At 45.5% G+C, this 13,982-nt stretch carries 14 protein-coding genes and 1 pseudogene; 12 read left to right on the forward strand and 3 right to left on the reverse strand.

The window, feature by feature from the left end:
• Window positions 1–80: 80 nt before the first annotated feature.
• A pseudogene (locus tag BR86_RS16565) lies at window positions 81–284 on the forward strand (transposase); the annotation flags it as partial.
• A 171-nt stretch (window positions 285–455) separates the two neighbouring features.
• Here the strand turns inward: BR86_RS16565 and BR86_RS15570 are convergent.
• Window positions 456–650, reverse strand: a complete 195-nt coding sequence (locus BR86_RS15570; RefSeq protein WP_081844068.1) for a DUF6508 domain-containing protein — start codon at window positions 648–650, stop codon at window positions 456–458.
• Window positions 651–666: 16 nt separating this feature from the next.
• The gene (locus BR86_RS15930; protein WP_154661362.1) at window positions 667–843 is read right to left on the reverse strand and encodes a hypothetical protein; all 177 of its coding nucleotides are present in this window, start codon (window positions 841–843) and stop codon (window positions 667–669) included.
• A 460-nt stretch (window positions 844–1,303) separates the two neighbouring features.
• Here BR86_RS15930 and BR86_RS0104370 point away from each other — a divergent pair, with 460 nt between their 5' ends.
• The 11 genes from BR86_RS0104370 to BR86_RS0104420 all read left to right on the forward strand — a co-directional run bounded on the left by BR86_RS0104370 (window position 1,304) and on the right by BR86_RS0104420 (window position 11,911).
• On the forward strand, window positions 1,304–1,957 hold the full coding sequence (locus tag BR86_RS0104370) for a hypothetical protein (RefSeq protein WP_031471775.1): 654 nt from the start codon (window positions 1,304–1,306) through the stop codon (window positions 1,955–1,957).
• A gap of 17 nt (window positions 1,958–1,974) precedes the next feature.
• Complete coding sequence (locus BR86_RS15070) at window positions 1,975–2,931, forward strand: YARHG domain-containing protein (protein WP_031471776.1); 957 nt, start codon at window positions 1,975–1,977, stop codon at window positions 2,929–2,931.
• A gap of 82 nt (window positions 2,932–3,013) precedes the next feature.
• Window positions 3,014–3,766: a zinc ribbon domain-containing protein gene (locus BR86_RS0104380; protein ID WP_031471777.1), complete on the forward strand. Its 753-nt coding sequence runs from the start codon at window positions 3,014–3,016 to the stop codon at window positions 3,764–3,766.
• Between the two features lie 209 nt (window positions 3,767–3,975).
• Complete coding sequence (locus tag BR86_RS0104385; RefSeq protein WP_242841560.1) at window positions 3,976–4,209, forward strand: excisionase; 234 nt, start codon at window positions 3,976–3,978, stop codon at window positions 4,207–4,209.
• Between the two features lie 114 nt (window positions 4,210–4,323).
• Window positions 4,324–5,454, forward strand: coding sequence for a tyrosine-type recombinase/integrase (locus tag BR86_RS0104390; RefSeq protein ID WP_031471779.1), 1,131 nt, complete (start codon window positions 4,324–4,326; stop codon window positions 5,452–5,454).
• Window positions 5,455–5,581: 127 nt separating this feature from the next.
• Window positions 5,582–6,679 (forward strand): redox-regulated ATPase YchF, encoded by a 1,098-nt coding sequence (gene ychF / locus BR86_RS0104395; protein ID WP_031471780.1) that lies wholly within the window; start codon window positions 5,582–5,584, stop codon window positions 6,677–6,679.
• Between the two features lie 121 nt (window positions 6,680–6,800).
• Window positions 6,801–7,055 (forward strand): hypothetical protein, encoded by a 255-nt coding sequence (locus tag BR86_RS0104400; RefSeq protein WP_031471781.1) that lies wholly within the window; start codon window positions 6,801–6,803, stop codon window positions 7,053–7,055.
• Between the two features lie 669 nt (window positions 7,056–7,724).
• Window positions 7,725–8,147 (forward strand): division/cell wall cluster transcriptional repressor MraZ, encoded by a 423-nt coding sequence (mraZ, locus tag BR86_RS0104405; protein WP_031471782.1) that lies wholly within the window; start codon window positions 7,725–7,727, stop codon window positions 8,145–8,147.
• Between the two features lie 194 nt (window positions 8,148–8,341).
• Window positions 8,342–9,289 carry a 16S rRNA (cytosine(1402)-N(4))-methyltransferase RsmH gene (gene rsmH / locus BR86_RS0104410; RefSeq protein ID WP_038287853.1) on the forward strand — a complete coding sequence of 316 codons (948 nt, stop codon included), beginning with the start codon at window positions 8,342–8,344 and terminating at the stop codon, window positions 9,287–9,289.
• Window positions 9,290–9,291: 2 nt separating this feature from the next.
• A complete protein-coding gene (locus BR86_RS0104415) occupies window positions 9,292–9,807 on the forward strand; it encodes a hypothetical protein (protein WP_031471784.1) in 516 nt (171 codons plus the stop codon).
• Entirely contained in the window at window positions 9,785–11,911 is a 2,127-nt protein-coding gene (locus BR86_RS0104420) for a peptidoglycan D,D-transpeptidase FtsI family protein (protein WP_038287780.1), read from the forward strand. The genes BR86_RS0104415 and BR86_RS0104420 overlap by 23 nt, the downstream gene beginning before the upstream one ends.
• 233 nt (window positions 11,912–12,144) lie before the next feature.
• Here BR86_RS0104420 and BR86_RS0104425 read toward each other — a convergent pair whose 3' ends face one another.
• Window positions 12,145–13,857, reverse strand: a complete 1,713-nt coding sequence (locus BR86_RS0104425; RefSeq protein WP_031471786.1) for a DUF5722 domain-containing protein — start codon at window positions 13,855–13,857, stop codon at window positions 12,145–12,147.
• Window positions 13,858–13,982: the final 125 nt, after the last annotated feature.

Below are 13,982 nucleotides of genomic sequence, written 5' to 3' on the forward strand. Positions count from 1 at the left end.
AGTGAACTTCAACATTTTCAGTAAATATCGGCATAATTATTTTATCGGTATAAGTAGTACTATAACGATATCGTCATAGTACCACCAATGCCATTGAAAGCCTAAATTCTACATACCGTAAGCTGAACCGCCAGAGAAGCGTATTTCCGAGTGATCAGGCACTTCTGAAAGCTCTGTATCTGTCCACTTTCGAAGCAACAAAGAAGTGGTCTATGCCGATCCGGAACTGGGGCCAGGTCTACGGAGAAATGGCCATCATGTACGAGAGCAGGATGCCTGAATAAGGCTATAGAAACTTCAGACGCAAATAAATGGGATGGTCAAAACGGCCAGCCTTATTGACATGCGCTCTGCTGTTTGGTAATAGTAAGTCAAGAGCCGGTCAGCATCATACGTGCTCACCGGCTCAACCTTTAACATCATAGAAGGCTATTTACAGAAAAAATTTCACACTCTCACCGCAGGATTGCACCTGATTCCAAAAATTCTAATAACGCGCCATCGCAAAAACGCTCTGCTCTTACAGCGCCTAACAAGAGTGCTAATATAGCTTGTGCATCCAAATTAGAAACATCTGCTTCTTGCATTGATCGAATGTCCCATTCTAGCCCATTGGATTCAAGTATCGCACCATAATTATGGAATTCCATATCCGGATTCTGTTTATCAAATTTTATAAATAGCTTCTTCTAATTCAAGGACGCACTTTGAATAAATAACAAACGGAAACTGAATTGGATGTTCTGAAGTCCCGTCATTATCATGATCTGCAATCCATTTTCCGAAGCTATCATCTTTGATTACCGGAATAAACCTAGTCAAATCTTTAAATTTGCTTTTCATAACGTGCTCCTACTTTATTTGGCTATCAGTGCTATAATCCATCTAATGGAATTATAAACCCATTACTATACTGATAAGTAATGATCTTTTTTGACTTTTCAGATTCACTTTTCCGTTTATGCTCTTCGAATTAGCCCGTTAGTAAGGAAAATCAGTTTCTTCATGCTTTTGAATGTAGAATATAATCAAAGGGAATCCCGCGGTTGTTGGCGAAAGCTGATGGCTGCGGGATTTTTTTTGATAGTATCGTTGTTGTCGGATGTATATATAGGAAAAAGATCAATCTGACTGAAAAAAGATATGTATAGACAATATATGTAAAATAAACAAGATAATGCACTTATTTTTTTTGTTTTTTTGGCGAATTTAATCTAAAGTGAGACAGTATAAAGCGCAATTTTGAATATGGGATTCTCGTTAATGTTGAGACTGAAAAAGTAATCAAAAAGGGTCAAGAGATATGGGAGTATTCAAGGATAGGGTTGATATCAACAATAAAACAGCAGAAGAAAAGAATATGAAAGAATTGGCGGATATATGCAGAAAATCTTTTACTTCACCGGATTCTGACATGCTTCTAAAAAAATTACTTATAGGTGAAGTGAGTGATACAGATAAGAGGCATCATGAAAAACATGATTTATGCTCAGGCTGTAAGTCTGATTCTGAAACGGAAAAAAGAATTTGCAGATGCATGTATTATTACGATAAAAATCCATCAATATGCGAAGGTTGTAATTTGCCTAGAAGGTGGAAAAATATCGGAGACATCGAGGTCACGGAATATGAGATCCCTACTGAACAAGTGATGGAGGGCATAGGTGGGATGGACCTTATCCTTGATGGAAAATATGCTGCAGAAATAAAGAAGCCATATAGTAAAGAAACGCTTGTTCGGATGCTTGCGGAAATCTTAACGTATACGATTGGTTCAAAATATAAACCGGCGATAGCGTTGTTTGAAGGAAGCTATCAGTGGGAATCTTTTAAGAAACACAGTGGAGAGGATTCACTTGCGGAGATACTAAAACATGTAGCTGTCTTTCAGGTGTCTGTTGAGTACGAGGATAACTTGGCAAAATATCGGATATTTGAGATTGCCGGTAAGAGATGAAATAAAAGGGGTTCAAGATGTTTTGTAAAGAATGTGGTAAGGCTCTTAAGGATGGATCGCTTTTTTGCCCTTTTTGTGGAACTTCGACAGGATTAGAAACTGAGAATAAATCATTTGATCCGTTGAACACTTTAGAAACGAAACAAATGGGAGATTGGCTTGGAAATCATGAAACAGATAAAAAGAAGGCAAATTTTGGTGCAAGAACAATTAAAATCACAATATTCATACTTGTTCTTCTTTTACTTTTGATTTGGGCTATTTTGGCTACTATAATGTCACTAAAAGATAAATATGAAGTAAATTTGAAAGCTTATACTATGGTTTTGATTGAAAGTAATGATAAAGCAAACGACAAAGAGTTCATCGAAGAACTGGAGAGATTTTTGGAAAAACCTGCCCCATTGTTTTTGTCAGATACAGATAAGATGATTCTTGATGAGCTGCGAAAGGTAGTTGCTAATTATAAAGCACAGGGGAAAGAAAAAAACAATAATTATACAAATAGAAATGATCATACAGTAGATCAAAGCATAGAGGCAGTAATAGGCGAAAATGATAATTATGAGGAAAGAACCAATAAAACAATAGAGATGAAAACTCCTGAAAAAAACAAAAAAAGTACAACTGTGAAAGCGAAACCGAATGATAGGGAGGACAGGAAATCCAACGGCGCCTATGAAGGTTCACGAATAAGTGTGGAACCAACAGAATATTATATTTTTCCTGAAAGTTCGAAAAGATTGTTGACAGAAGCGGACTTGACGGGATTATCAAATGATGAACTTAGAAAAGGAAGAAATGAAATTGCTGCAAGATATGGACGGAGATTCAAGGATAAAGAATTGCAGGCTTATTTTGATTCTCAGTCATGGTATGAAGGCATTATTGATCCAGATAAGTTCGATATTGACATAACGTTAAATAAGATTGAGAAGAAAAATATGGAATTTATCAAAGCGCACGAAAAATAATAGATACATCCGGAATAAGAGAATTTGACATGGAAACTTCATTATTAGGGAATTCTGGAATTAGATATGGGAGGTGGCCGTTATGGTTTGCCAAAAGTGTGGAGCAGAAATAGATGATGATTCAAAATTCTGTATGTTTTGTGGGCAAAAGATTGAGGCTACACCTCAAGAAGAATATTGTAATAAATGTGGGGAAGAAGTTGACGAGAATAACTTAAATAGTAGCTGTTCATCTGAAACTGTAAACCAGGGCAGTTTGAGCTATGATTTTTTTATCAAATTAAAAAGTGGACTTAAAAAAGTAATTACATATATCAAAAAAAACAAAGCCGCAAAGCTGATTATTCTAACAGTAGCTATAATTCTAATCGTAATAAGTTTTCGCACATTAATGACTCGGCAAAATATTAAACAAGGATATTTTGCTGGGGCAAAATGGGGGGATAGTAAACAAATCACACTAGAAAAAATAGAGAACATGTATAAAGCAAATATGCGTATAGAAAAAGAACGTGTCTGTGGATATGTTTACGACTTTGAGGGTATAAAAGGCCTTGATTGTTGGGTATCTGCTGATTGCTACAAAGATGTGGGATTGAGTTCAGTTTTTCTAACCGCAGACCAAAAAGAAGATGGAGTATCTTATACTATTAGACTTAAACATTTTAAGGATATAGTCAAACTATATGTAGAAAGATATGGGGAGCCCGAGTATTACAGCACTGCATATATAACATCTTACTCTTGGAAAACAGAAGCAAGTTCGATAACGGTATCCGACTTTAGTTATAAAGGGGATGAGTATTTAAAGATTAACTATTATGATAGATTTTAATCGAATGGGAACAGCTTATATCTTATAGGCGTGTTGCTAACTGAATTGAACCTGCTGCCAGTATCCGTATCTTTTGGTAAGGCGCGACGCTACATGGAACGATGATTTCCGTGTGGCGTCTTTTTGTGTGATCAGATGCGAAATCCAAAAGTCGTGTTTTTTCCAAAGAGGTAGAGGAAGACAACCATTTCATTTAGGAAGGGGGAAACATGATGACCTTGATTTCAGATCGAGACGCGCAGAAGGAGCCAGAAAGGGTGCCGATTTACGAGAAGGTGACATTGACCATTCGGGAGGCGGCAGAGTATTCGAACATTGGGATCAATCGGCTGGAGAATATGTTGCGGATGCCGAGGTGTCCGTTTGTGCTGTATGTGGGAAAAAAGAAGTTGGTGAAGAGGAAGGAGTTTGAAAAGTTCTTGTCAGAAACTATCCAGTTATGAGCGGCGCATTCAGGGAGTTTAGCAAAATCCGGATTGCTGATTGAAAAAGGTGCCCCCTTTGTAGTACAATGTTTGTTGCTATTCTGGGGGCTTTTTAAAGAAAAGAGCCGTTAGATGGGAAAAGACCTTAGAGGTAAGGAACTTGGCGTGGGAATCGTCCAGCAGACGGATGGGCTTTATGCGGCGAGATATACGGATAAACACGGAAAACGCCAGGTGAAACGTTTTAAGAAGTTGCAGGAATGCAGACAGTGGATTGCGGATGCGACATATATTGATGAACATACGGACATTGAGAATGCCACTGATATGATTGTGGAGGCCTGGTATGAATACTGGATCAGTATCAAACAGAAAACCGTGAGGCCAAATACTGTGAGAAACTATACAGAAAGGTACGAGAGAAATATACGCAATGTGATTGGAAAGAAGTTGCTTACGGAAGTAAAACCGATCCATTGTCAGCGTATCTTTTCAGATATGGCAGATGCAGGTTACAAGACGTCTACAATCTATCAGACCAGAATTACTCTTTATAATATGCTTGAGTTTGCAAAGGAAAATGATGTGATCCTTTCTAATCCATGCAAGAAATCGGTTAAGAGTGATATGGGGGCACCTTCTGAAAAGAGGGAAGCGCTTACAGTGGAGAATCAGAAGCGTTTTCTGAATGGTGTTGTAGGAAAGAGTTATGAGAATCAATATAGGTTTGTTCTGCAGACTGGGTTGCGTACAGGAGAGCTTGTAGGATTGAGATGGGAAGATATTGATTTTGAGAATAGAATGATGACAATCTCAAGATCAATGGAATTTCGTCATAAAGTCGGGGAGTGGAGAGTTGGTCCGCCGAAGAGTAAATCGGGGTATCGTACGATTCCTCTTACGGATGAAGCAATCAAGATCCTTAGAGCTCAGAAGGCGAAGAACAATCAGATCAAAGTAATCAATATGGAGTGGAGGGAGCAGGTTTTTCTGAGCAGAAAAGGAGAACCGGTTAAGAACAGTACTTATGATACTGCTCTTTTCAAGATCTGTGACACCGTTGGGATCAAGCATTTTTCGATGCATGTTTTGCGGCATACCTTTGCTACCAGATGCATAGAGGGTGGTATGCTCCCGAAAACGTTACAGAAGATTCTGGGACATTCCAATATTGGGATTACGATGAACCTGTATGTTCACATTACCGAAGAGGAGAAAACGAAAGAAATTAATCTTGTGGCGAAGACGCTTAATGTTGGGTGATTTTTTCTGCCATCCCATGTATTTCGATGGTACAGTAAATCAATTGGTACAGTAATTGGTACACCTGCTAAGGAACAAGCGCTGGAAACCGCGTAAAATAAGGATTTTAAAGGAGATATATAGCATTATGAAGTTAGGAATCGTAGGTTTACCGAATGTTGGAAAAAGTACGCTCTTCAACTCCCTGACCAAAGCAGGCGCAGAGGCGGCAAATTACCCGTTCTGCACCATTGACCCGAATGTCGGCGTTGTTGCTGTGCCGGATCCGCGTCTGGACCAGCTTGCAGCGTTGTTCAATTCCCAGAAGGTGACACCGGCGGTGATTCAGTTCGTTGATATCGCGGGACTTGTAAAGGGAGCTTCTAAGGGCGAAGGTCTCGGAAACCAGTTCCTTGCAAATATCCGCGAGTGCGATGCGATCGTTCATGTCGTTCGCTGCTTTGATAATGGAAACGTTGTGCACGTTGACGGAAGCGTAGATCCGCGCCGTGACATCGAGACTATCAATTTGGAGCTGATCTTTGCGGATATGGATGTTTTGGAACGCCGTATCTCCAAGACAAAGAAGTCCGCGTTCAACAACAAGGAGGCGGCAGCTGAGGTTGCGGTTCTTCAGAAACTGTATGATTTTCTGGAGAACGGAAAGATGGCTCGCGGTTATGAGCCGGCAGATGATGACGAGCGCGCATTTATCGACACGCTGGATCTTCTCACCTGGAAGCCGGTGATCTTTGCGGCAAATGTGGCAGAAGAGGATCTTGCCGATGACGGTGCTTCCTGCAAATATGTGGAGGCGGTTCGCGAATATGCGAAGGAGTCCGGCAGTGAGGTATTTGTTATCAGCGCTGAGATTGAGGCGGAGATCTCTCAGCTGGATGATGAGGAGAAGAAGGAGTTTCTTGCGGATCTCGGTCTTTCCGAGTCCGGCCTGGATAAGCTTATCCGTGCTTCCTATTCCCTGCTTGGACTGATTTCTTATCTGACCGCCGGCGAGAAGGAAACCCGTGCGTGGACGATTACGAAGGGCCTCAAGGCTCCGCAGGCAGCAGGAAAGATCCACTCGGATTTCGAGAGAGGTTTCATCAAGGCAGAGGTTATCAATTATCAGGATCTTCTGGACTGCCAGGGATACACCGGAGCCCGTGAGAAGGGACTTGTCCGCATGGAGGGCAAGGAATACGTGGTTCAGGACGGCGATGTCGTTGTATTCCGTTTCAACGTGTAAACTCAAAAAACAACATTATCTTTCAGTGAATGTTTGACAGGAAACCAAAGGTGCGATAGAATTGTTCCGTTCTTTGAAAAAATATAAAAAAACAGGAAAATAGCGCACTTTGGGGGAAATGATGACAAACTACGATAAGTTAATGGAACAGATGACACTCCGTAAACTTGCAGAGCTTCTGGTTACACCGGTGCAGTACGAGAAGGATGAGCCGGCGGCTGAGAAGAACGGCTCTTACAGAGAAAATGTCCAGCATACATTCAAGAGTATTCTCGGAAACACCTATGATACATGTGCACAGGCTGTCATTGAGAATGTTGCATATCTCAAGATGGACGGATCAAACATGTATGATGCGCTGGTAAAGGAAGTCTGAACACAGAAGACGGTTCGGATATCCGACCGGCATCCGGATCGGCATCTAAATTAGAGTTATATAAAATCGAAATATTGCAATGCAGATAAAGCCTTTCGGTTCAGCAGAACCGGAGGGCTTTTTTGTTGTATGGGGAGTTTCTCTTAAACTCCCCATACAACAAAATTACGCTCCGCGAGGAGTCACACGCCGCTGAAGTGGAAAATGTCACCTTATGGTGACCAGGAGCGGTGCGAAACGTTCGTGAGCTCCCCTCGGGATTGCGGGACAGGGCCTGAAGTTCGCGGGGGGAGCTCACGAATGCGGGTCGGAGATCGGAAGTTCTCGGTACCCTCCTCGGGAATGCGGGGATGATGGACCGAATTTCGCTTTCGGACTCGCTTTATCATGAAAAATTATCATCTTTCATCCTGCTTAAAATGAATTCTGCATAGGTATTCCATTTTTCTGATCAAGATATTCCCCACTTCACACCACAGGCGGCACATTTTGTGGTTTCGTCTCCGGCGAAACGGCGGAAAACCACGATTTCAGCGCGAAAAAATGCTTCAAAAATTCAAAACAAATGCGGCACGTAATCTTGATATTTTCGGACCTATACGATATGATTAGTACATCAAGTGGTGATTTGTGAAACATTGTGGTAGATTTTGGGGAAAAGGAGCAGGAATGTTAGGTCGTTACGATCACACGATCGACGCAAAAGGCAGAATAATCATTCCCGCCAAGTACAGGGAGCAGATGGGCGATAAGTTCTATGTGACCCGTGGACTTGACGAGTGCCTTTTTGTGTACGCTCCGGACGAATGGGAGAAGTTTGAAAACCACATCAAAGAGCTCCCGATCGGAAGTAAGGAAGCCCGCAAAATCAACCGTTTCTTCTTCATTGGCGCGACCGACGACGAAGTGGACCGTCAGGGACGAATCATGATCCCGGCGCATCTTCGCGAGTACGCGCATCTGGAGAAAAATGTCATTCTCGCCGGCGTCGGCAATCACCTTGAAATCTGGGATCCGGCGACCTATGACGCAAAGAATAATTTCGATGATATCGAAGACATTGCGGAGAGCATGGAAGGATTCAGCTTCTGATAGGATGCAAACTGCAGATGAGAACTTCGGTAATATAGAATTTTGAATCAAAGATTAAGAATTCAGGATTTTGAATTTTGAATCAAGAATTAAAAATTTTGAGTTTCGAAACGGCAGATTTCGGAATCCCAGATAAAACCGGTTCTTTGAACAATCGAATACGGGATATCAAAAACGAAAAGGGGGAAATGAGCGTGGAATTCAAACATGTATCGGTGCTGCTCGATGAGACTGTATCGTCGCTCAATATCCGTCCGGACGGGATCTATGTGGACGGAACCCTCGGCGGAGGCGGGCATGCGTATGAGGTGTGCTCAAGACTTGGAGAGAACGGAAGACTGATCGGCGTCGACCAGGATGAGTTTGCCATCGGGCGTGCGACAGAACGTCTTAAACCGTTTGAAGACCGGGTTACGATTGTCAGAGACAATTATGTCAATATCCGAAGCGTCCTACAGGGACTGGGGATCGGAAAAGTGGACGGAATCTATCTCGATCTCGGCGTTTCGTCGTTCCAGTTTGACGATGCGGAGCGCGGTTTTTCCTATCGCACGGATGCACCGCTCGACATGCGGATGGACAAGCGGGAGAAGCAGACCGCCCGGGATATTGTCAACGAATACTCAGAGAAAGAACTTTTCCGGATGATCCGCGATTATGGTGAGGATCCGTTCGCACAGAATATTGCAAAGCACATCGTGAAGGCACGAAGCGAAAAGCCGATCGAGACGACATTTGAACTGGTCGAGATCATCAAGGGTGCCATCCCGGCAAAGATTCGCGCGAAAAAAGGTCATCCGGCCAAGCAGACGTTCCAGGCGATCCGGATTGAGCTGAACCATGAACTGGATGTACTCCGGGATTCCCTGGATACCATGATCGATCTTCTGAATCCGGGAGGAAGGCTGTCGATTATCACCTTCCATTCGCTGGAAGACCGGATCGTGAAAAATCATTTTCGAACCGTTGAGAATCCTTGCATCTGCCCACCGGAATTTCCGGTGTGCGTGTGCGGACGAAAGTCCAGGGGACATGTGATTACTCGCAAACCGATTCTTCCGACAGAGGAGGAGATGGAGAACAATCCACGTTCGAAGAGTGCAAAACTCAGAGTGTTTGAAAAAACGGGGGGAGATGAGTAGGTATGGCCAAGAAGCACGTGAATGGCAGGCGGCAGGCTTATGTCGCAGGCAGCGCGGCGAGAGAGCTGAATCCGTACTACGAAGTTGAGTATGAAAACGGAGCCTCATCCGCAGAACGGCGAAGGGCCGCCCGAAAACGCAAACAGGAACGTCTGGCGCGGAAACGGGCTGCTCAGCGCAATCAGAGTAAAGCGAGCTATATCAGCGCAGGATATGTGGTCTGTCTGGCATTTGCTGCAATCGCAACACTCCTGATCTGTATCAATTATTTACGCCTTAATGCGAGTATTACATCAAGGATGGATTCCATCGCAAAGCTTCAGCTGGAACTGGAACATCAGAAGACAGCCAATGACGAGCTGAGAACCGCGATTGATACCGCATGTGATCTGAATCATGTTTATCAGGTTGCAACTCAGGATCTTGGAATGGTCTATGCGAATCAGAACCAGATTCTGCTCTATGATAAGACAGAAAGTGAGTATGTAAGGCAAAATGAAGACATCCCGGAACACTAAAACGAAGAAGCTGTTCCGCCGTTATATGCAGGAGAAACTGGCAATCACCGTTCTGGCTATTCTGACGGTTTTGATTGTCCTTGCGGTGATTTTGTACAGACTGGTGTCGAATAAGGGAGTCGATTACAACCAGATCGTCCTGGGACATCAGAATTATGAGAGCCGCATGATTCCGTACAAGAGAGGCAGCATCATTGACCGCAACGGAACCTATCTTGCGACGAGTGAGAAAATCTATAACATGATCCTGGATCCGCGGCAGATGAATTCGGATGACGGTTACAACTATGTGGAACCGACGATCGATGCCCTGGTGGAGTGTTTTTCTTATGACAGGGAAGAACTCCGGCAGCTGATCCGTGACCGTGCAGACAGTTCCTATGTGGTTTACAAGAAACTGTCCGGCGAGGAAAAGGCGAAGTTCGAGGAATACAAACAGAAGAAAAATGAAGAATACCGGAAGGCAACCGTAGATAAGGGCGGAAAGAACCGAATCACGGGCGTGTGGTTTGAGGATCACTATAAGCGGGTGTATCCGTATAACAATCTCGCCTGCAATGTCATTGGCTTCGCCCTTCGTGACAACAATGCATCCGGCGGTGTTGAGCAGTACTACAACGACGAGCTGACCGGAGTCAACGGTCGGGAGTTCGGTTATCTGAATGACGACACGAATCCGGAGAGAACCGTAAAACCGGCGGTGAACGGCAATACCGTCAAGCTCACCATTGACGCCAACCTTCAAAATATTGTCCAGAAATATCTGGACGAGTGGCAGACAACGACCGGAAGTAAGGTGGCAGCCTGCATTATGATGGATCCGCGATCCGGCGAGATTCTGGCAATGGACACGACGACCCGCTTCGATCTGAACAATCCGTATGATCTCTCTCTGTACTATTCACAGGAACAGATCGACGCGATGGATGAAAAGACAAAGGCGGATGCATGGTATAAGATGTGGCGCAATTTCTGTGTCAATGATACCTATGAGCCGGGTTCTCCGCAGAAGCCGTTTACGGTTGCGGGTGCGATGGAAGAGGGTACGATCACCGGCAATGAATCCTACGTCTGCAACGGTGTGATGCACATCGGAGACTGGGATATTCACTGCGATATCCGAAGCGGACACGGTCCGCTGACGGTTGCGCAGGGTATCGAGAAATCCTGCAACGTTGTCATGATGTCCATCAACCAGGCACAGGGTGTTCAGAATTTCCTGAAGCATCAGGCGATGTTCGGATTTGGACAGAAGACTAACATTGACCTTCCGGGTGAGGCGGATACCTCCGGACTGGTTTATACAGAAGAGACGATGGATGTGGCGTCGCTGGCGACAAACTCCTTCGGCCAGAACTACAATACGACCATGATCCAGATGGCCAGCGCATTCTGCTCTCTGGTGAACGGGGGATCGTATTACCGTCCGCATGTCGTGAAGGAAATCCTGAACGACCAGGGCGCAGTTATCCGCAAGAATGATCCGGTTCTGGTCCGTGAGACCGTATCGGAGAATACGAGCACATTTATCAAAAACGCTTTGGCGATGGTAGTACAGTCCGGTACCGCGAAGGCGGCCCAGATTCCGGGTTACCAGATCGGCGGCAAGACCGGAACGGCACAGAAACAGCCTCGTTCAGAGAAAAACTATCTGGTTTCGTTTATCGGCGCTGTTCCGATTTACGACCCGCAGGTGGTATGTTATGTCGTCATTGATACGCCGAATCTGCCGGGCGAGCAGCAGGCACACTCCACGTTTGCCAGCACCGTGTTCCAGAAGATCATGGCGGAAGCTCTTCCGTATCTGAATGTCTTCCCGGAGGGCGGAGCAGGAGCGGCCGGGGACAATGCGGCACTTGCCGAGCAGAGTGAAGGAATCATTCACAGCGAGACGAAGGCGGCCGAGACTCCGACCAATCCGGACGGAAGCGCGGCAACGAAGGGCCCGAGCTACGATGAGGAGTTTATCGAGGGCGGACATGCCGAGGCTCTTCCGGAGGAGATGCCGAGCGGAGCGTCCACGGAACAGGCGGAAGATTCTGCCGGGGAAAATGATGACGCGCAGGCTGCTGCAGCACAGGCGGCGGCGCTGGCTCCGCAGTAAAAAGAGGCAAAAGAAAAAAGAAAGTAAACAGGAACGTTAAAAAGAACGCAAAAAAGAAAGCCGGAATTGCAGCCGGTTGAGATTATCGTTCTGGAATACTTGGAATAAGAGTTTAAAACAAAAAGAACCCGCATTCGCAGATGTTTCGCGAATGCGGGCTCTTTTTTTGCGGTTTTTTTTTTTTTTTTTTTTTTTTCGTAAAATGAGGAATTTCTTCGAACTTCCCTCTCCGATTATTCCAGTCCCGACCATTTGAAGTGCGGGATCAGCTCGGACCACTTGCTGATGCCGAGGGTCTGCTTTGCTTCTTTGGAGACGCTCAGTGTTCTGGACGGAACATCGATGTCTTTGAAGACGTAATAAATCGGCTTGGAGTGGTAAGCCACGATGTTGTTCGGCTGATTCATGTCGCAGTAGAACAGGCCGAAGGAGATACCGTCTTTTACCTCACTGGGCGCATCGATCTGGCGGGCCAGATTGTAGCCTTCGATGTATGGATTGCTCTCCACCAGATAGTAGGAGTACGCATAGGCCGCGGCCTGTTCTTTCAGTTTCTCGCCGGACGGGGTTGTGGATGTGAAACCCTGTTCGGTCAGGAAAATGTGGCGTACATTTCCGTCCGGTGCCCGAAGCTCACTGCTCTGCATGTAATCGGTGAGAACATGCAGATTGTAGAAGTTCAGGATCGGCGTGGTAATGCTGTCGGTCAGACCTTGGGAACCGTCGTCCCAGAATACCGGGTCGTTCATCGGGTACGGATACGGGTGATATGCGATACCCCAGTCAATCGGTCCTTCTGCGGCCGCGACGGAGTTGAACTGATCGAGGACATCCTTTCCCTTGTAATAGGTGGATCCGTTTGCCTTCGAGGAGTCGTTCCAGTAGTAGTCGATGGAGAAGAGAACGTTAGAATGGGCGTTCTGGCTCTTTACGGCTGCGTAGAAGGTCCGGTAGGCTTTCTGGTACAGTTCGACGTAACTGCGGACATCCATGGCGCCGGTGTGGTTCCAGTACTGGTTGTTGATCTCATTGCCGATGACCCAGTTGGAAAGGCGTCCGTGACCGTTCGATCCGTTGTAACGCTCAGCGAGGAAGTTGGCAGCGGCTTCCAGTTTTCGCTGGCCGGCTTCGGTTTTTGTGTTGAACATATAGTATGGATCGGAGGACTTTGTGGTTCCCGGAAGGAACATGTCCGGATCATTTGCGTTCCAGCCGTTCAGGATAACAGCAGTGACGACGACGCCCCGGCCGGACAGTGTCTTGATGACACGGTCATAGGTGTCGAGCCAGCTCTTGGCAAAATGATACGTCTGGCCTTTGTAAGTGTAATCCACTCCGTTTCCGTACAGGAAGTTCACCGGAATGTTGATTTCCGCCTGCTTAATGCCCATGTTCATCGCGTCCTCAATCAGAGAAAACTCGATCGAGAGGCCCTTTTTTCCGGTGATACGCAGCGCGGACTGATCCTTCGCCATGATCTCCGGGTTGGTGATGTAATATCTCGGTGTGAGTGCCTTGTATTCCTGCTTTTCCGTATCCCAGACGGCAGCGATGAACGAGGAGTAGCGCCGGTCACCGGTGCTGTCCGCATTCAGCGGAAAATGAAAGCTCACCTGTGAAGCGCCGTCCTGAGAAGCAAGATAATCGGTGCGGCCGGTGAGATCGTCCTGCCAGTTTTTCATCTCGACAAGGTAGATCTTTCCGTCGGTTCCGGCCATCTCGGCATTGCTGGTCATATTCAGCGTGACATTGGTTTTGTCTGTGTCGATCGTGCAGGAAGAGATCTGTCCTGTCGTCGTGATCACATTTTGCACCGCCTCCTGTGTCTGCGCGGTTTCCTTAGCCGCATCGGCAAAGGCGCTCATCGCTGCCGCGCCGGAAAGCATCAGGCAGGATGCCGCACAGAGGAGAAGACGGACCGTTTTTTTGCGTCCTTTCAGATACATAAATATCCCTCCTTATAAGACAATGGTTATTCTAACACAATCCCAATTGGAATGATATTGAGGTTTCATTACTAATTTCTGACGGCAGGGACAATGAAATATAACGAACTCCGGAAAGAAGCATA

Origin of the sequence: [Clostridium] aminophilum DSM 10710 (assembly GCF_000711825.1) — a bacterium.
GTDB classification, from domain to species: domain Bacteria; phylum Bacillota; class Clostridia; order Lachnospirales; family Lachnospiraceae; genus Clostridium_R; species Clostridium_R aminophilum.

What these genes read in the sequence shown, in the direction of transcription:
- BR86_RS15570 (WP_081844068.1), bottom strand. Translation starts at nt 650, where the DNA reads ATGGAATTCCATAATTATGGTGCGATACTTGAATCCAATGGGCTAGAA.
- BR86_RS15930 (WP_154661362.1), bottom strand. Translation starts at nt 843, where the DNA reads ATGAAAAGCAAATTTAAAGATTTGACTAGGTTTATTCCGGTAATCAAA.
- BR86_RS0104370 (WP_031471775.1), top strand. Translation starts at nt 1,304, where the DNA reads ATGGGAGTATTCAAGGATAGGGTTGATATCAACAATAAAACAGCAGAA.
- BR86_RS15070 (WP_031471776.1), top strand. Translation starts at nt 1,975, where the DNA reads ATGTTTTGTAAAGAATGTGGTAAGGCTCTTAAGGATGGATCGCTTTTT.
- BR86_RS0104380 (WP_031471777.1), top strand. Translation starts at nt 3,014, where the DNA reads ATGGTTTGCCAAAAGTGTGGAGCAGAAATAGATGATGATTCAAAATTC.
- BR86_RS0104385 (WP_242841560.1), top strand. Translation starts at nt 3,976, where the DNA reads ATGATGACCTTGATTTCAGATCGAGACGCGCAGAAGGAGCCAGAAAGG.
- BR86_RS0104390 (WP_031471779.1), top strand. Translation starts at nt 4,324, where the DNA reads ATGGGAAAAGACCTTAGAGGTAAGGAACTTGGCGTGGGAATCGTCCAG.
- ychF (WP_031471780.1), top strand. Translation starts at nt 5,582, where the DNA reads ATGAAGTTAGGAATCGTAGGTTTACCGAATGTTGGAAAAAGTACGCTC.
- BR86_RS0104400 (WP_031471781.1), top strand. Translation starts at nt 6,801, where the DNA reads ATGACAAACTACGATAAGTTAATGGAACAGATGACACTCCGTAAACTT.
- mraZ (WP_031471782.1), top strand. Translation starts at nt 7,725, where the DNA reads ATGTTAGGTCGTTACGATCACACGATCGACGCAAAAGGCAGAATAATC.
- BR86_RS0104415 (WP_031471784.1), top strand. Translation starts at nt 9,292, where the DNA reads ATGGCCAAGAAGCACGTGAATGGCAGGCGGCAGGCTTATGTCGCAGGC.
- BR86_RS0104420 (WP_038287780.1), top strand. Translation starts at nt 9,785, where the DNA reads ATGAAGACATCCCGGAACACTAAAACGAAGAAGCTGTTCCGCCGTTAT.
- BR86_RS0104425 (WP_031471786.1), bottom strand. Translation starts at nt 13,857, where the DNA reads ATGTATCTGAAAGGACGCAAAAAAACGGTCCGTCTTCTCCTCTGTGCG.